We start from the raw sequence: 18772 nt of genomic DNA on the forward strand, positions 1-18772 counted from the left end.
AGTAATGAATATATTATATACTGTAAATTAAATAAATATATTGTTGTTCTGTTAATATCTAATATCTTAATTATCAATACTATTTATCAACTTCTCCAGCATTTCAATAGCCGCCACCGGAATTTTTGTACCCGGTCCAAATACAAAACTCACTCCTGCATCATACAAAAACTGATAATCTTGCTGAGGAATTACTCCTCCTGCTATTACCATAATATCTGCTCTATCTAATTTTTTAAGCTCTGCTATTACTTGTGGTATTAAAGTCTTATGTCCGTTAGCCAAACTGCTAATTCCTAACACATGCACATCATTTTCAGCAGCTTGCCGTGCCACTTCTTTAGGTGTTTGAAACAATGGTCCTATATCTACATCAAAACCAATGTCGGCATAGCCTGTGGCTACCACTTTAGCTCCGCGGTCGTGTCCGTCTTGTCCCATTTTTGCCACCAATATTCTAGGTCGTCTGCCTTCTTTTTCGGCAAATTTATCAGATAGCTGGCGTGCTTTTTCAAAATTTTTATCTTTTTCCATTTTACTAGAATATACTCCCGAAATACTATTAATTACAGCTTTGTACCTACCAAAAACATTTTCTAAAGCTAAGGAAATTTCTCCTAACGTAGCTCTTTTTTCTGTTGCATCTACAGCTAAATCCAATAAATTTCCAGTATCATTTTTAGCAGCTTTTTCTAATTTTAATAGTGCTTCTTTTACCTCATTATCATTTCGTTCTTGCTTAATTTTGTTTAAGCGATTTATTTGAGATTTTCTAACTTCATTATTGTCTATTTCCAGTATCTCAAAGTTTTGTTTTTCGTCAGTTAAATAGTTATTTACGCCTACTATAGTTTCTTTTCCGCTATCTATCCCTGCTTGTTTTTTAGCAGATGCTTCTTCTATTCTCATTTTGGGCAAGCCACTTTCTATAGCTTTGCTCATTCCGCCCAGTTCTTCTACTTCTTGTATTAATTCCCACGCATCTTCAATTAATTTTTCGGTTAATTCTTCTACGTAAGTAGCTCCACCCCATGGGTCAACAGCTTTAGTAATTTCCGTTTCTTGTTGAATATATTTTTGTGTATTTCTCGCTATTCTTGCCGAAAAATCGGTGGGCAAAGCTATAGCTTCATCAAAAGAATTGGTGTGAAGAGATTGCGTTCCTCCAAAAACAGCACTTAGTGCTTCAATGGTTGTTCGTGCCACATTATTATAAGCATCTTGCTCGGTTAAACTATACCCCGAAGTTTGACAATGCGTACGCAAAGCCATTGATTTTTCATTTTTAGGATTGAATTGCTTTACAATTTTTGCCCACAAAACTCTTGCCGCACGCATTTTAGCTATTTCCTTAAAATGATTCATTCCTATTGCCCAAAAGAAAGATAAACGCGGAGCAAAATCATCTATATTTAAGCCGGCTTCAATGCCCGTTTTTAAGTATTCTAAACCATCTGCTAAGGTATAAGCCAGCTCAATTTCTGGCGTAGCTCCAGCTTCTTGCATGTGGTAGCCACTTATAGAAATAGAATTAAATTTAGGCATATTTTGAGCTGTATATTTAAAAATATCGCCAATAATTCTCATGCTATGTTTAGGTGGATATATATAGGTATTTCGTACCATAAACTCTTTTAAAATATCGTTTTGAATAGTGCCCGATAGTTTTTCTAAATCTACACCTTGTTCTTTGGCGGCTACAATGTAAAACGCCATAATAGGTAGCACCGCACCATTCATGGTCATAGAAACCGACATTTTGTCTAAAGGAATACCGTCAAACAGTATTTTCATGTCTTCAACAGAATCTATGGCAACGCCTGCCATACCTACATCACCTTGCACACGCTCATGGTCGCTATCATAACCACGATGTGTGGCTAAATCAAAAGCTACGGATAAACCTTTTTGCCCTGCGGCTAAATTTCTTCTATAAAAAGCATTGCTTTCTTCTGCTGTTGAAAATCCAGCGTATTGTCTAATGGTCCAAGGGCGTATAGCGTACATGGTACTATAAGGACCTCTTAAATAAGGAGGAATGCCTGCGGCAAACTCATTCAATTGTTGACTCATACACTACAAAGTTAATGATTTTGGAGAATTAGTGCGTTAGTTGATTAGCTAATGGTATGTGCAAGTGTCAAATTCTATATTGAAAAACCAACCAAAGACTAACGACTACTAACGAATATCTGATTGCTCTCGCAAAGACACTAAGAAAAAAATTAATAATAGAGTAGAATGTTTCTAATAATCAATGACAACCGTGTTATCAAATGAAACCCAATATAAAACCTTAATTTTCTCATAATTTCCGTCTGATTTATAAATCTCAAATCCTACACCATATTTATCTTTTGTTTTTAAAATCATAACTATTTTGTCAGAACTTATTCTATTACTCTCTATAAAAAGTAAAGTAGAATCTTTATATAATGTTATAACATCTTTAACCAGCGTATCAATTACTTTGTTTTTCTCTAATAAATCACGAAAACTAATTGGCTTCAAGTTTTCATCATATAATTCACTATTTGCATTTTTACTATTATCCATTATCAATGCTCTAATAAAATTATCTTTTAATGAATAATCTAAGTTGATGGTATCAAATTTCATCTTTTCCTGAGAATATAAGGTGTTTCTTAAAATCAAAAGGAGAATAAGTATGGGTAATATTTTAATCATCATCTTCTACGTTGTTAAATATAAAGTTACATTTAATATTCAACAAGTCAATAATAAATAAACTTGACAACTCTCTGCCTATAGCAAAGACACTAAGAAAAAAATTAATAATAGAGTAGAATGTTTCAAACAACAAAAGACTATAGAATACCAACTACCTCAAAATGCCTGCAAAGCTACCAACTTGTTGTACAAGCCATTTTTAGCCATTAAGCCAATGTGGTTTCCTTTTTCTACTATTTTTCCGTTTTCCATTACTACTATTTCATCGGCAAACTGAATGGTAGAAAGTCGGTGGGCAATAACTAAAGAAGTTCTATTTCTCATGAGTTTGTTTAAAGCTTCTTGTACCAGTTTTTCCGATTCGGAATCTAAGGCAGATGTAGCTTCGTCTAAAATTAAAATAGGTGGATTTTTAAGTACAGCACGAGCTATGGTTAATCTTTGCCTTTGCCCACCACTTAGGTTCATACCTCTATCGCCTATAAAAGTGTCGTAGCCTTTAGGCATTGCCATTATAAAATCATGAGCATTGGCAATTTTTGCCGACTGAATAATATCTTCCTCCGTAGCATCAAAACCAAAAGAAATATTGTTTCTAATGGTATCGTTAAACAAAATAGCTTCTTGACTAACTACGCCCATCAAACTTCTTAAATCTTCTTTTTTATATTCTTTTATGTCAATTCCGTCTATTTTTATACTTCCTTCTAATACATCATAAAAGCGAGGCAATAAATCTACTAAAGTAGTTTTTCCTGCTCCTGAAGGACCTACAAAAGCTACTAAATCGCCTTTTTTTACTACTAAATCTATATTGTTTAAAATAGCATTATCATCATAGTTTTGATAAGAGAAACTTACATTTTTGTATTCTATATTATGATTAAAACTTTTTATTTCTTTAGGAGCTTTAGCTTCGGGTATTTCATCATCGCTTAGTAAAATTTTGTCTATGCGTTGCATGGCTCCCAGTCCTTTTTGTAAGGTATAAAATGCTCCCGAAAAACTTTTTGCCGGAGCAATTAATGAAGCAAACATTAAAAGATAAACCACAAAAACAGAGTCTTTTATATCGCCAGATAGTACTTCGTTTCCACCAAACCATATAATAGATGAAAAAACGGCAATAGATAAAAACTCCGTAAGCGGAGAAGATAAAAATCTTTTACGCAGCACTTTGTTCATCAAATTAAAAAAGCTTTCGTTTTCTTCTTTAAACTGCTTTTTGCGATAATTTTCGGCAGTAAAGGCTTTAACTATTCTAATGCCGCTTATAGTTTCATCAAAAAGAGAGGCTAAAAAACCTAATTTCTTTTGCCCTTCAAAAGAGGGTTTTTTTAAGGATTTGCCCAAAGCACCAATTAAAAATGCAATTATTAGTATCAAAATAAATACAAAAAGTGTAAGCTGATAACTAATGGCAAAAAGTATAGCAAGACTTATAATAATAGTTAGCGGTTCTTTTACTAAAACTTCTAAAATGTTAAGTACTCCGTGTTCTACTTCTACTACATCGGCAGTTAGCGAGCTCACTAAATCTCCTTTTTTATGCTTGTTGTAATAAGACAAAGGCAACTGCAATACTTTTTCATTGAGTTCATTTCTAATATCTCTTACTACGCCATTTCTTATGGGAGCTAAAAAATATTGAGCTAAAAATCGGAATAGGTTTTTAAGTAAAAACACTAAAGTAGTTAGAATGGCAAGAAATATTAACCCAGCTTCTTTACTATCGTATTTACTTATTTGCGAAGTAACTAAATAATTTAAAAAATCTTTTAGAAAATCAATATTTAAACCAAAAGCGGGCATGGTGGTAACGCCTCTTTCGGGATGAAAAATAATATCTAAAAAGGGCATAACTACTGTTAGCGAAAAAACACCCAAAACAACATAAATTATGTTGAAAATAATATTTAGGGCAATTTCTCCTTTATAATTTTTAAGATATTTATTAAATGCCGTTAATTCTTTCATTATTGGTGCAAAGATAGGCAATTAGTTAATTTGAAAATACGTATGCCTTTTAGCTTGTATAAAGATACACGTATAAACTGTATAAAAAAGTGCTACAACAATGATGCTCTTTATATAAATAATACCAATTGTATATTTTTAATGAGTACAAAAAGGGCAACTATTACGTTGCCCTAAGTACATTAAAACTACTGTTTAAAATTTTTATTTACTTTTTCTTTGGCTTAAAATCTGCTCTGCTCCTTGTATCCATTTTTCAGGACCACCAGCCACATACCCCGTTTTGCCTATAGCTTCTATATTGTATTGCTTAGTATCTTTGTTAAAGTTTAAATCAAATATCCAAATAGTAGGATACCCGGATACTCTAAATGCTTGCTGCAATGATGAATTTTGAGCCTTTAAATCTTCCGGCAATGGCGTTCTTCTTGGAAAATCTAACTCTAATAATATTACATTTTCTTTAGCCCATTTTTTAAATTCATCTGTATTAAATACTTCCTTTTTTAGTCTTATACACCAGCCACACCAATCGCTTCCTGTAAAATTAGCCAATATAGGTTTGCCTGTTTTTTTAGATTCTTTTTGTGCATCTTCTACATATTTATACCAATCGCCATTCATTCTGTCATTATCAGAAGGCATTATTGCTTTTTCTTTCTTCTCTGCATGTTTAGTATTGTTTCCTGCTTTTAAATTTCCTGCTAAAAACAAACAAGCTACAACTAACAATAGGGTGCTAAAATTCTTCATTTATCTTCGTTTTCTATTCTTTATTCAATTACTATACCAATATTTGGCACTCAACGCGTGAAATTATATTTTTTTCTTTAATTCTTCAACTATTGTATATACTGCCGGGCAAATTTCAACATTCTTAACAGTTATTCCTAAATGGCGGTGCATTTTGTTGTCATCGGTATGTGGATATTCTCTGCATGCCTTAGGGCGAACTTCATAAATGCCACAATAATTATCATCGGCTAAAAAAGGGCAAGGCAAAGTATTTAACACATAATCTTGGTCTTCATCTATATGCAAATATGACGAAACAAATTGACCGGGTTTCATTTTTAAATGAGTGGATATGCGTTCTATGTCTTTTTGTGTAAAAAGAGGACCTGTGGTTTTACAGCAGTTGGCACATTTTAAACAGTCAGTACAAGCAAAAACTTCTTCATGAGCCTCATTAAACAAAGTATCCAATTCGCCATTTTTGAGTGTTTTTAGTTTGCTAAAAAACTTTTTATTCTCTTTCTTTTTGGCTTTGGCTTCTTGTTTAAATTTATCAAAATCTTCAGGAATTACCATTGTATGTTTTTTCTGTTTTGCTTTTTTTCGGCATTAACACGTTTTAGTTTAAGCCGTTTTTCTTTTACTTCTTTGGGTGCTATGGTTTTCTTTCTTTTCTTTTTGATTTTTAAACTTTCTGTAATTAAAGTACGCATTTTAGCAAAAGCTAACTCCTTATTTTTAGCTTGCGACCTTGTTTCTTGTACATTTATACTCACATAACCTTCATTATTTATTCTATTAGAAAGTCTGCTTAGCAATAATTTTTTCTGTTCCAAACTTATAAAATTTGAAGTTTCAATATGCCATTGCACCACTACTTTAGTAGAAACTTTATTAACGTGCTGTCCGCCTGCTCCACCGCTTCGTGCAGTTTTAATAGTGTATTCTTTTTCTATGTCTTCAAAATTTATCATCTTGCGTGGGTAAAAATACAGAATATGTGGCAAAACATAAAAGTAGTAGAGTTGGCAAGCGTATTAGCAGGACCTTTGGTGGGTAGTTTTTTTGCTGAACTGGGAGCAAAAGTTGTTAAAGTAGAAAACAAAAATACTAATGGAGATATAACCAGGCAATGGAAATTAAAAACAGAAAATGCCAACATTAATTTTTCATCTTATTATGCTTCGTGCAATTATGGCAAAGAAATATTTATGCTGGATTTAAAAGATGAATTGAATTATAATAAAATAGTAGCTTTAATTAAAGATGCAGATATTGTTATCCAAAATTTTAAAGCCGGAGATGCCGAAAAACTACACTTAGATGCCGATACTTTATTGCAAATAAATCCTAAATTGATAGTAGGCGTTATTTCCGGTTTTGGAAAAGACGATAAACGCTTAGCTTATGATGTGGTGCTGCAAGCCGAAACGGGCTTTATGTTTATGAACGGAGAACCCAATAGCCGACCATTAAAAATGCCCGTGGCAATGATAGATGTGCTGGCTGCTCATCATTTAAAACAAGCTATTTTGGTAGCACTTTATGAAAGAAATTTTACTAAAAAAGGGCAGTGTGTGTCTGTTTCTTTGTTTGATGCCGCTTTGGCGGCTTTAGTAAATCAAGGTAGTGGATATTTAATGGAAAAACATATACCGCAAGCCATGGGTTCTAAACACCCAAACATTGCTCCTTATGGCGATATGTTTTTAACTAAAGACAATAAATACATTGTGTTGGCAGTAGGTAGCAATCAGCAGTTTGCTTTGCTTTGCAAAATTTTAGAATTAGATAATTTAGCAAAAGATGAAAAATTTAGTACAAACCAGCAACGCTTATTTAATAGGAATGAACTGTGTATTCTATTAGAAAAAGCTTTTTTAAGAAAAAATGCAAAAGATTTAATGCAGCTGTTTTTAGTACAAAAAATACCTGCCGGATTGGTTAAAAACCTACAAGAAGTTTTTGAAGAAGAAAAGGCACAACTTATGGTTCAAGAATTTGAAATAGATGGTTTTAAAGGTAAAAGAGTTAGAACATTATTAAAATGAAATTTTATTGGGAATAAAATGTTTAAAAAAAAATAAAGCAGGAACTAAATTTTAGTAGTAAAAGTTATATTATTGCAATTAATTAATAATAGAAAAACCTAACGAAATGGCATTAGAATTTAAAGATGATAGTTTTAAAGAAGACGTATTAGATAACAAAGGCTTAACCTTAGTTGATTTTTGGGCAGAGTGGTGTGGTCCTTGTATAGCTTTAGGCCCCACAGTGGAGGCTTTAGCTAACGATTATGAAGGCAAAGTAAAAGTGGGCAAATTAAATGTTGACCATAACCCGGGCGTAGCTACAGATTTTGGCATTAGAAACATTCCTACTATTTTATTATTAAAAGACGGAGAAGTGGTAGAACGTTTTGTGGGCGTGCAACCTAAAAAAGCTTTTACAGAAGCAATAGATAAACACTTATAATATATTTATAGAAATTAGTATTCTTAAAGCCGTTGCAATTTTTTGTGATGGCTTTTTGTTTTTTACATATAATGTATCTACTAAGGAAGATTTTATAGGAATAATTGAGTAAAATGTTGTTTAGTAGCCGTAATCTGTTAGCATTACTACAAATTGGCACTAATTTTGACTAACTTTAGCCGTCAATTATTTTTTAACTCAAAAAAACATCTAAAAAAATGGCAGGAATATTAGACTTATTAAACTCTCCAATAGGACAATCAATACTTCAAGGCGTTAGCCAAGAAACTAATCAATCGCAAGATAAAACATCATCAGTGCTAAACATGGCTTTGCCGGTACTTTTAAGTGCTATGAAAAAAAATGCTTCTACTCCGCAAGGAGCGGAAAGCTTGCTTAACGCCCTTAGCGATAACAGACACAATGGCGATATATTAAGCAACTTAAGCGGTTTATTTCAAGGCGGTGTTAACCAAAATGTAACCAGCGATGGAGCAGGAATATTAAAACATATTTTAGGTGCTCAAGAAAATCAAGTAGCCAGTGCATTATCTCAAAAATCGGGTGTAGATGCTCAATCTGTTACTAAAATTTTACAAATAGCAGCTCCAATATTATTAGGTTATTTAGGTCAGCAAAAACGTCAAAACAATGTAAGCTCTCAAAGCGGCATAGAAAGTTTAATAGGCGGATTAATTGGTGGGGGTCAAACTACTAATCAAAACGACTTATTAAGCACTCTATTAGATAGAGATGGCGATGGCAATATTATAGATGATGTAGCCGGCATGTTAGGCGGTTTATTCGGAAAAAAATAAAAAATTAATATAAGCAAAGTATATTTTTTGTAGAAATTATTGAAATACAAGAAAAATTAGTACCTTTGCAGAGAATTAAAAGGAAAGAGGGGGCGTTTGTCCCCTCTTTTTATTGACATATAATGGAAGAATTGAAGAGAAAAATTGAGGAAATAATCCAACCCAAAATAGCGGAAATGGATTTATTTTTGGTAGAGGTGGTAATAGGCTCAAACTTTAAAATTCAGGTTTTTGTAGATGGTACGCCTTCAATAACTATAGAGCAATGTACTAAATTAAGTCGCTTTATAGAAAGCTATTTAGATGAAGCAGCAGATGTGCCGGAAAAATATACTTTAGAGGTTTCATCGCCAGGTATGAGTAATCCATTTAAAGTGCATCAACAGTACCAAAAAAGAATAGGTAGCACTTTAAAACTAACCTTAAATGACGGAAGTGAGCTGGCTATAATACTTAAAGAAGTAGAAGATGATAAAATAACAGGGCTAAAAACCCAAATACAGCCTGCTAAAAGCAAGCGACCTGTAAAAAAGATAAAAGAAGAAGATTTAGAAAGCATAACAATAGAATTAAATAACATAAAAAAAGCATTATTACATTTTAACTTTTAAAAAATGAATAGTATTGAATTAATTGACTCGTTTGCCGAGTTTAAAGACTTTAAAAACATTGATCGTCCTACAATGATGAAAGTATTAGAGGACGTATTTAAAACCTTATTGCGTAAAAAATACGGTAGTGCCGATAATTTTGACATTATTGTAAATACCGATAAAGGCGATTTGGAAATTTGGCGAACCCGTGAAATAGTAGATGACGGAGCAGTAGAAGATGATTTAACTCAAATTTCTATTACCGAAGCAAGAGAAGTAGATGAAGACTACGAAGTAGGCGAAGACTGCTATGAGCAAGTAAAAATAGTAGATTTTGGTAGAAGAGCCGTTTCAGCTGCACGCCAAACGCTTATTTCAAGAATATTAGAACTTGAAAAAAACGAAGTTTACAAAAAATACAAAGACAGAGTTGGAGATATAATTACTGCGGAAGTTTATCAAGTTTGGAAAAAAGAAATACTATTAGTTGATGATGAAGGAAACGAATTAATACTACCAAAAAGTCAGCAAATAAGAAGAGATTTCTTTAAAAAAGGCGAAACCGTAAAAGCTGTTATTTTAAAAGTAGAATTAAAAAACAACAATCCTTTTGTTATACTTTCAAGAACAGATAGTGCTTTCTTAGCAAAACTATTAGAACTTGAAGTGCCGGAAATTTACGATGGTTTAATCACCATTAAAAAAATAGTACGTGAGCCGGGAGAAAAAGCAAAAGTAGCCGTAGAATCTTATGATGACAGAATAGACCCTGTAGGAGCATGTGTGGGAATGAAAGGGCAAAGAATACACGGAATAGTTAGAGAATTAAGAAATGAGAATATTGACATTTTAAACTATACCGACAATCTAAGATTAATGGCACAGCGAGCCTTATCGCCAGCCAAAATAGAAAGCATGGAAATAAACGAAGAGAAAAAATCTATTTCTGTTTATTTAAAGCCAGACCAAGTTTCTTTAGCCATAGGCAAAAGAGGAATGAACATAAAATTAGCCAGCAGAATGGTGGGCTACAACATAGAAGTATATAGAGATACAGACGAAGAAGAAGTAGATATAGATATAGAAGAATTTTCTGATGAAATAGAACCTTGGATAATAGACATATTAAAAGGCATAGGTTGCGATACCGCAAAAAGTGTTTTAGCCTTATCTAAAAGTGAAGTAGCCAGAAGAACAGATTTAGAAGATGAAACTGTAGAAGAAGTATTCAATATCTTAAAAGCAGAGTTTGATGACGATGAGATGGAAGAAGATGAGGACGATATGGATGAAGATGAAAACTAAAAAGTAGTTTATCTAACAATCCTAAAACAAATAAAAAAACAATTAAAAAACATAAAATAATTTATGTCAGATTTTAAACCAGTAAGATTAATAGCAGCAGCTAAAACCTTAAACGTAGGTACAAACACTATAGTAGAATTTCTTGAAAAGAAAGGCTTTAGTGTAGAAAACAAGCCTACCACTAAGCTTGATGAGCAAATGTATAACCATTTGCTTAAAGAGTTTGGCGATGCCAAAATGTTAAAAGAATCTGCTGACAAAGTACAGCTGGGCAATAAAAATAAAAACGTAAAGCTTGAGCTTACTGAAGACGGAAAAACTAAAAAAGTAGAGGAAGAAATTATCCGAGCTGAAAAGCCTACTATTTCGGGACCTAAAGTAGTAGGAAACGTAGATTTAGACAAAAAGAAAAAAGAAGTAGAAGAGCCTAAAAAAGAGCCGGAAACTGTAGCAGTAGAAGAAAAAGTGGGAAAACCGAAAACTATTGCTAAAGAGGAAGTAATAAGAGCTAAAAAACCCGAATTAGAAGGGCCAAAAGTAGTAGGAAATATTGCAGATGTAAAAGCTAAACAAGAAGCGGAACACAAAGCTAAAGTAGTAGCTAAAAAAGCACAAGAAGAAGAGGAAAGAAAGGCAGCCAAAGCAAAAGAAGAGAAAGAAAAAGAAGCCGAAAACTTTATAGAAACCAAAAAAGTAGAATTAAAAGGAACAAAAGTTTTAGGTAAAATAGAACTTAAAGAAGAAACGCCTAACAAAGAAAAACGCAAGCGTAAAAGAATAAAGAAAAACGCTAAAGTAAATCCGGGTAGAAAAGACAACTTTAAGAAAAAAGAGAAAAAACAAGAAGAAACCGTTGTAAGCGAAAAAGAAATAGAAGAAAAATTAAAAGCTACAATGGCAAAACTTCAAGCGGCTACCGCTGGAAAAAGCAATAGACAAAAGCTTAGAAGACAGAAACGTCAAAACATACAAGAAGCCGAAGAAGCTAAACAAGAAGCACTTAGCGAACAAGACAAAAAACTTAAAGTAACAGAGTTTATTACCGTTAGTGATATAGCCACCATGCTGGGTGTTAAACCTACCGAAATTATAACTAAGTGTTTTACCTTAGGTGTGATGGTTTCTATAAACCAAAGGTTAGATGCAGAAATTATAGAATTAATAGCAGACGAATATGGTTATGAAATAGAATTTATATCTGCTTCAGATACCGAAGATTTTGAAGAAGAAGAAGATGCAGAGGAAGATTTAGTTTCAAGAGCACCTGTTGTTACTATCATGGGGCACGTTGACCATGGTAAAACATCATTATTAGACTACATACGTAAAGCCAATGTAGTAGATAAAGAAGCAGGAGGAATAACCCAGCACATTGGTGCTTATGAGGTAAATACAGGCAAAGGAAGTATAACTTTTTTAGATACTCCGGGACACGAAGCCTTTACCGCCATGCGTGCCAGAGGTGCTAAACTTACAGACGTAGCCGTAATAGTAATAGCCGCAGACGATAGTATAATGCCTCAAACTAAAGAAGCTATAAGCCATGCCCAATCGGCAGGCGTACCTATGATTTTTGCTATAAACAAAATAGATAAACCCGGTGCTAATCCGGATAATGTAAAATCTCAATTAGCACAAATGAACTTAAACGTAGAAGAATGGGGTGGAACATATCAATCGCAAGATTTATCGGCTAAAAAAGGTACTAATGTAGATGAACTGCTTGAAAAAATATTATTACAAGCTGAAATGTTAGAACTAACAGCTAACCCAAACAAAGAAGCTATTGGAGCCGTAATAGAAGCTTCGTTAGACAAAGGAAGAGGTTATGTGGCAACACTTTTAGTAGAAGGTGGAACATTAAAAATTGGAGATTTTGTAGTAGCAGGCTCAAGTTCCGGAAAAGTAAAAGCTATGTTTAACCATTTAGGCGAAAAAGTAAGCTCAGTAGGTCCGGCTCAACCGGTACAAATTTTAGGTTTAGATGGAGCTCCGGCAGCAGGAGAACGCTTTAAAGTATTCAAATCTGAACAAGATGGAAAAGCCATGGCAGCAAAACGTAGCCAGTTAGAAAGAGAGCATGGTGTAAGAACTCAAAAACACATTACTTTAGATGAAATAGGCAGACGTTTAGCTTTAGGAACATTTAAAGAACTTAACATCATTATAAAAGGAGATGTGGACGGTTCTATTGAAGCACTTTCCGATTCATTACAAAAATTATCTACCGATGAAATTCAAGTAAACATACTGCACAAAGGTGTAGGTGCTATTACGGAATCGGATATTATGTTAGCTTCTGCTTCAGATGCCATAGTTATAGGTTTCCAAGTGCGACCTACAAACCAAGCACGTATTTTAGCAGAAAATGAAGGCGTAGAAATAAGATTATACTCTGTAATATACAAAGCCATAGAAGAAATAACAGCAGCTATGGAAGGTATGTTAGAGCCAACTATAGAAGAGCAAATAACCGGAAACTTAGAAGTGTTAGAAACTTTTAAAATAACCAAAGTAGGTACTGTGGCAGGTTGTATAGTTAGAGATGGAAAAATTAAACGCGATTCTAAAGTGCGTGTTATTAGAGACGGAATTGTTCTATATTCTGGAGCATTAGAATCTTTAAAACGATTTAAAGACGATGTAAAAGATGTAGTATCTGGACAAGATTGTGGATTAAACATTAAAAACTACAATAATATAGAGGTGGGCGATATTATAGAAGCTTATACAGAAGTAGAAGTTCAAAGAAAACTGTAATAAAAACTACCCAATTTATATTAATACAGAAAAACTAACGTTATAATTGAGCATGAAAATAAGGGATAGAATATTACAATCCACCATCAGTTATAGTGTAATTTTATTTCTATTAATCTTTTCAAATTCAAAAGTAGTAGCACAAAATTTTGAAGTGGGAGGATATATGGGCGTAGCTAATTACTTTGGCGATTTAAACAGTAATTCCAGTTTTAATATGGTTCGTCCTGTAGGGGGTGTGTTTTTACGAAACAATTTTGATACCCGCTGGGTGCTAAAAAGTGCCATAGGTTTTGGACAAATAGCTTATGACGATAAAAAATCGCAAAATGCTTTTAACAGACAAAGAAACCTGCATTTCAAATCTAATATTTTAGACCTTTCTGTAATGTTAGAACTCAACTTTTTAGAGTTTGACAAGCAAAAACAAAACAAATGGTTTAGTCCGTATTTTACGGTAGGTTTTGCCGCTTTTTATTACAATCCACAAGCCAAATACAACGGAAAGTGGTATTATTTACAACCACTGGGCACAGAGGGGCAAAACGACCCAAGTTATTCGGGAATAAAAAAATACCGATTAGTAAATTTTGCCATTCCCATAGGAGGTGGTGTAAAATTTAGCGTAAATAGAAACTGGAATGTAGGACTTTTAGGCGAGCTAAGAGTTACATTTACCGATTATTTAGATGATGTTAGCGGAGTGTATCCCAGTCCACTTTCTTTACCGGAAGGTTCGCAAGGCATAGCTTATGCCTTAAGCGATAGAAGTGGAGAAGTGGGCGAGCCGATAGGCAAACCAGGTAATCAAAGAGGAACATCTTTAAAAAATGATTTTTATTTATTTTTAGGAGTTTCAGCATCTTATACTTTCTTTAGAGTAAAATGCCCACCTTTAAGTGGCAAAAAGAGATGAAATAACTACATTTGTGCAAAATTTATGAGCTTAAAACCCCAAATAGACCTACAAAACCTGCCAAAGCACATAGCCATTATAATGGATGGTAATGGGCGTTGGGCTAAAGAACAAGGCAAAAAAAGGGTTTTTGGTCATAAAAATGGCGTTAAAGCAGTAAGAGAAGTAAGTGAAGCTTGTGCAGAATTAGGCGTAGAAAATTTAACACTTTATGCTTTTTCTGTAGAAAATTGGAACAGACCTAAGTTAGAAATTACCGCCTTAATGGAGCTTTTGGTTAGAACCATAGGTTCAGAAACCAAAACTTTAATGGAAAACAGCATTAGACTTACCACTATTGGCGATTTAAGTTCACTTCCGCAAAGAGTACAAAAACAATTACAGCAAGTAAAAGACACTACAAAAAATAACTCACGATTAAATTTATGCTTAGCATTAAGCTATGGAGGCAGGCAAGAAATAGTAGATGCATGCAAAAAAATTGTTAATCAGGTTAAAAATAGTGAAATTAAAGTAGATGACATTACAGAATCAACTATAAATGAGCATCTTTACGCACCAAATACGCCAAATCCTGAATTGTTAATAAGAACAAGTGGAGAACATAGGCTTAGTAATTTTTTACTTTGGCAGTGTGCTTATACAGAATTTTATTTTACAAAACAGTATTGGCCCGATTTTAATAAAGAATCGCTATACCAAGCCATTGTTTCTTATCAGCAAAGAGAAAGACGCTTTGGTAAAATTAGCGAACAGTTAAAATCAGATATATAAACTAAAAGAATGAGGCAACTAAAACTAATTTTAATCTTTGCTTGGTGTATAGTATCTACTACACACCTTTTTGCACAAGACCTAGATTATACCAACCCTAAACAGTATGAAATAGGCGGTATAAACGTAATAGGTACGGAGCATTTAGATAAAAAAGTTTTGATTTCATTATCTGGGCTTAGCGTAGGCGATATGATTACCGTTCCCGGGCAAGAAATTTCTTCAGCCGTTAAAAACTTATGGAATCAACGCCTTTTTACAGATGTTTCTATAAGTATAGATAAAACTTTGGGAAACGTTATTTTCTTAAATATTGATTTAGTAGAGCTTCCTCGCTTATCAAAATACTCAATAGCAGGAGTGAAAAAAGGAGAAATAGAAGAACTCCGCAAAAAAATAAACCTACGTTCAGGTAGTATTTTTACAGAAAGCGATAAGCTAAAAACAGAAAACACTATAAAATCATTTTATATAGATAAAGGCTTTTATAATACCAATGTAAACATTGTTGAATCGGAGGATAATGTACTTGAAAACAGCATAAAAGTAGATATAACCATAGATAAAGGGCGAAAAGTAAAAATAGACCACATTGATATATTGGGTAATAAATCTTTTTCAGAACGCAAGCTGGAAAAGCAAATGAAAGACACCCGAGAGAAAGTGAAATTTGAATTGGCAGAATTGCTAAACATAAGAAAAAACAAAAAAAGTGAAGAAGATTTAAAGTTCTTTAAAACACTTTCAAACCTATCGGTAACAAAAGCCATAGACTACGGAGATGACTTTGTAAACCTTAACATATTTAAAACCTCAAAATTTAAACTTGAGGATTATGAAGCAGATAAAAAGAAACTAATTGCATTTTATAAAAATAAAGGTTTTAGAGATGCCAAAATTACTTATGATGAGGTAACTTTTGACGAAGAGGGAGAAGCCAATATTAAGCTACTTATAAAAGAAGGTAATCTTTATTATTTTAGAGATATAGATTTTACGGGCAATTCAAAATACTCTGATTCATTACTTATAAAAATTCTAAACATAGAAAAAGGAACGGTTTATAGCCAAGCTTTGTTAGACGAAAAACTATTTATGAGCCAAGATGGTGGCGATATTAGCTCACTATATATGGATGATGGATATTTGTTTTTTAATGCTACACCTATTGAGAAACGAATAGTAAACGATTCTGTAGATTTAGAAATTAAAATATACGAAGGACCACAAGCTATTATTAATGAAGTTAGAATATACGGCAATACAAAAACCAACGAAAAAGTAATACGTAGAGAGTTGTATGTACTTCCTGGCGATAAATTTTCAAGAACTAACTTAATACGTTCGCAAAGACAAATAGCTAATTTAGGTTATTTTGACCCGGAGCAAATGCAAGTGCTTCCTATTCCTAATCCAGAAAATGGAACGGTAGATATAGAATTTCATGTGGTAGAAAAACCTTCCGATCAGCTTGAACTATCCTTAGGTTGGGGAGGAAAAGGAGCAGGACTTTTAGGGACTTTAGGCGTGCAGTTTACTAATTTCTCTTTAAAAAATATAGTAGATAAAAAAGCATGGTCGCCATTACCTGCCGGAGATGGTCAAAATTTAACCATACGTGCCCAGTTAAACGGAAAACAATTCCAATCGTATAACTTTTCTTTTACTGAACCTTGGTTGGGAGGCAAAAAACCAAATTCATTTACTATAAGTTTTTTCCGTCAGCGATATAATTTATTAAGTAGTTTAAACAATTTTACGGGAGATATTTTAGGAAAGTCTATAACCACGGGAGCAAGCGTAGGAATAGGAACAAGATTAAAGTGGCCAGATGATTATTTTACTATAAGAAGTTCAATAAACGTAAGTCATTATAAATTAGATAATTTTAATTTGTACTCAGATTTCCCTTTTACTTCGGGAAATGCAACAGACTTAAATTTCTCATTAAATTTAGCCAGAAACTCCATAGACAATCCACTTTATCCAAGACATGGATCTACAATAAACTTTACTGTAGATGCTACCTTGCCATACAGTAAATTATTTAAAGGAAGAAAAGCTATAGACTATACAACTGCCGAAGCCGATGTAAAATATAAGCTTATAGAATATCACAAATGGCGTTTTGATGTGGCATGGTACACACCAATAGTTGGCAATTTAGTGTTCCATACTTCTGCTAAATTGGGCTTTTTAGGAAAATATAACAAAGATATAGGTGTTACCCCTTTTGAGCGATACCAATTAGGAGGACAAGGCTTTAATAGTTTCACTATTTTAGGTACAGATATTATAGGTTTAAGAGGTTATGATGTTATAACTCCAAGTGGTGGATCACCTATTATGAACAAATACACTATGGAACTTCGCTACCCTATTAGCTTAAACCCAAGTGCCACTATTTATGCCTTAGGATTTTTTGAAGCAGGAAACTATTGGAACAGCTTAAAAGAATATAAACCGTATGAGTTAAAACGTTCATTTGGTGTTGGTGTTAGAGCTTATTTACCTATGTTTGGCTTACTTGGTTTTGATTATGGCATAGGCTTTGATGATAGAGATAATAATGCCCTTACAGGAAAGAATATGTTTTCTAAATATGGGCAGTTTAGAATAATATTAGGTTTTGAACCCGAATAAAAAAAAGGAGAAAAATATGAAAAAGTTAATTTTAATAACCGTTTTGTTTGTATCTACACTAACAATGGCAAATGCACAGCGTTTTTGCATAGTAGATATGGAATACATTTTAAGTAATTTAAAAGAATATACGCAAGCTCAAGAGCAAATAGACCAACTGGCAGAGCAGTGGAAAACCGAAATAGACGGCAAGTTTAAAGAGGTAGAAAATGCTTATGCTAAGTTTCAGGCAGAGCAAGTAATTATGTCTGAGCAAATGAAAGCTAAAAAAATAGAAGAAATAGAAAACTTAGAAAGAGCCGCTAAAAAATTGCAAAGCGATAGATTTGGTCCACAAGGAGATTTGTTTAAAAAACGTCAAGAACTAATTAAGCCGGTTCAAGATAAAGTTTATGAAAAAATAGAATTATATGCTAAAGATAAAAGCTATGAAGCTATTTTTGACAAGTCATCGGCAGGAATAAGCGTGCTTTTTACAGGCGATAGAATAGATAAAAGTGATGAAATTTTAGGAATGATTAAAAAATAGCAATAAATAAGTAATATATTTGCAAACTTTAAATAAACATATAATGAATAAAATAATTAAAATAACAAGTGTAGTAGTATTTACATTAATTTCAGCAGTTAGCTTTGCACAGCAAAAATTTGGGCATGTAGATACAGAATCATTATTCTATGCTATGCCGGAAGTAAAAAGTGTACAGTCAAAACTGCAAGCAAAAAGCAAAGAGTATGAAAATCAATTGCAAACTTTATACACACAGTATGAAACGCAAGCAAATGATATATCTGAAAACGGTAAAACATGGATGCCTGCCGTATTAGAGCAAAAATATAAAGATGCTTATGCTTTAGAAGAAAGAATAATGAATTTAGAGAAAAAAGCTCAAGAAGATTTAGCTAACATGGAAGCAGAATTACTTAAACCCGTAGAGCAAAAAGCATACACAGCTATTCAAGAAGTAGCAAAAGCTAATGGGTATGATTATGTTATAGATTCTTCATTAGGTGTATTTTTAGTATTGCCGGAAGGGGATGATTTAACTAATATGGTAAAATCTAAATTAGGAATATACTAAACC

At 33.1% G+C, this 18772-nt stretch carries 17 protein-coding genes; 11 read left to right on the forward strand and 6 right to left on the reverse strand.

Translation table 11 applies throughout. From position 1 onward, the window contains the following. Positions 1-66 precede the first annotated feature (66 nt). From scpA to arfB, 6 genes are all read right to left on the reverse strand, one after another. Positions 67-2073, reverse strand: a complete 2007-nt coding sequence (scpA, locus tag H6578_02720; GenBank protein ID MCB9226074.1) for a methylmalonyl-CoA mutase — start codon at positions 2071-2073, stop codon at positions 67-69. Positions 2074-2247: 174 nt separating this feature from the next. Continuing rightward, positions 2248-2688 carry a hypothetical protein gene (locus H6578_02725; protein ID MCB9226075.1) on the reverse strand — a complete coding sequence of 147 codons (441 nt, stop codon included), beginning with the start codon at positions 2686-2688 and terminating at the stop codon, positions 2248-2250. 159 nt (positions 2689-2847) lie between these two features. Next, a complete protein-coding gene (locus tag H6578_02730) occupies positions 2848-4668 on the reverse strand; it encodes an ABC transporter ATP-binding protein (GenBank protein ID MCB9226076.1) in 1821 nt (606 codons plus the stop codon). Between the two features lie 204 nt (positions 4669-4872). Next, positions 4873-5421 carry a thioredoxin family protein gene (locus H6578_02735; GenBank protein ID MCB9226077.1) on the reverse strand — a complete coding sequence of 183 codons (549 nt, stop codon included), beginning with the start codon at positions 5419-5421 and terminating at the stop codon, positions 4873-4875. A 63-nt stretch (positions 5422-5484) separates the two neighbouring features. Beyond that, positions 5485-5979: a YkgJ family cysteine cluster protein gene (locus H6578_02740; protein ID MCB9226078.1), complete on the reverse strand. Its 495-nt coding sequence runs from the start codon at positions 5977-5979 to the stop codon at positions 5485-5487. Then, positions 5973-6377, reverse strand: a complete 405-nt coding sequence (gene arfB / locus H6578_02745; protein MCB9226079.1) for an aminoacyl-tRNA hydrolase — start codon at positions 6375-6377, stop codon at positions 5973-5975. Before arfB ends, H6578_02740 begins: the two co-directional genes overlap by 7 nt. Positions 6378-6401: 24 nt before the next feature. Between arfB and H6578_02750 the strand changes: the two genes are divergently transcribed. The 11 genes from H6578_02750 (at position 6402) to H6578_02800 (ending at position 18769) form a co-directional block, all read left to right on the forward strand. Next, complete coding sequence (locus tag H6578_02750) at positions 6402-7454, forward strand: CoA transferase (protein ID MCB9226080.1); 1053 nt, start codon at positions 6402-6404, stop codon at positions 7452-7454. Positions 7455-7560: 106 nt separating this feature from the next. After that, entirely contained in the window at positions 7561-7878 is a 318-nt protein-coding gene (gene trxA / locus H6578_02755; protein ID MCB9226081.1) for a thioredoxin, read from the forward strand. A gap of 218 nt (positions 7879-8096) precedes the next feature. After that, positions 8097-8696 (forward strand): DUF937 domain-containing protein, encoded by a 600-nt coding sequence (locus tag H6578_02760; GenBank protein MCB9226082.1) that lies wholly within the window; start codon positions 8097-8099, stop codon positions 8694-8696. Positions 8697-8872: 176 nt separating this feature from the next. Beyond that, positions 8873-9307, forward strand: coding sequence for a hypothetical protein (locus H6578_02765; GenBank protein MCB9226083.1), 435 nt, complete (start codon positions 8873-8875; stop codon positions 9305-9307). Between the two features lie 3 nt (positions 9308-9310). Continuing rightward, entirely contained in the window at positions 9311-10594 is a 1284-nt protein-coding gene (gene nusA / locus H6578_02770) for a transcription termination/antitermination protein NusA (GenBank protein MCB9226084.1), read from the forward strand. 63 nt (positions 10595-10657) lie between these two features. Beyond that, positions 10658-13354, forward strand: a complete 2697-nt coding sequence (gene infB / locus H6578_02775; protein ID MCB9226085.1) for a translation initiation factor IF-2 — start codon at positions 10658-10660, stop codon at positions 13352-13354. A 52-nt stretch (positions 13355-13406) separates the two neighbouring features. Next, a complete protein-coding gene (locus H6578_02780; GenBank protein MCB9226086.1) occupies positions 13407-14270 on the forward strand; it encodes a hypothetical protein in 864 nt (287 codons plus the stop codon). A 24-nt stretch (positions 14271-14294) separates the two neighbouring features. Continuing rightward, positions 14295-15044, forward strand: a complete 750-nt coding sequence (locus H6578_02785) for an isoprenyl transferase (GenBank protein MCB9226087.1) — start codon at positions 14295-14297, stop codon at positions 15042-15044. Between the two features lie 9 nt (positions 15045-15053). Then, the gene (gene bamA / locus H6578_02790) at positions 15054-17687 is read left to right on the forward strand and encodes an outer membrane protein assembly factor BamA (GenBank protein MCB9226088.1); all 2634 of its coding nucleotides are present in this window, start codon (positions 15054-15056) and stop codon (positions 17685-17687) included. A gap of 16 nt (positions 17688-17703) precedes the next feature. Then, positions 17704-18216 (forward strand): OmpH family outer membrane protein, encoded by a 513-nt coding sequence (locus H6578_02795; protein MCB9226089.1) that lies wholly within the window; start codon positions 17704-17706, stop codon positions 18214-18216. A gap of 43 nt (positions 18217-18259) precedes the next feature. Then, on the forward strand, positions 18260-18769 hold the full coding sequence (locus H6578_02800; GenBank protein ID MCB9226090.1) for an OmpH family outer membrane protein: 510 nt from the start codon (positions 18260-18262) through the stop codon (positions 18767-18769). The last annotated feature ends 3 nt before the right edge of the window (positions 18770-18772 follow it).

Source organism: Chitinophagales bacterium, from assembly GCA_020635995.1.
Taxonomy (GTDB): Bacteria; Bacteroidota; Bacteroidia; order Chitinophagales; family UBA8649; genus JAFMKE01.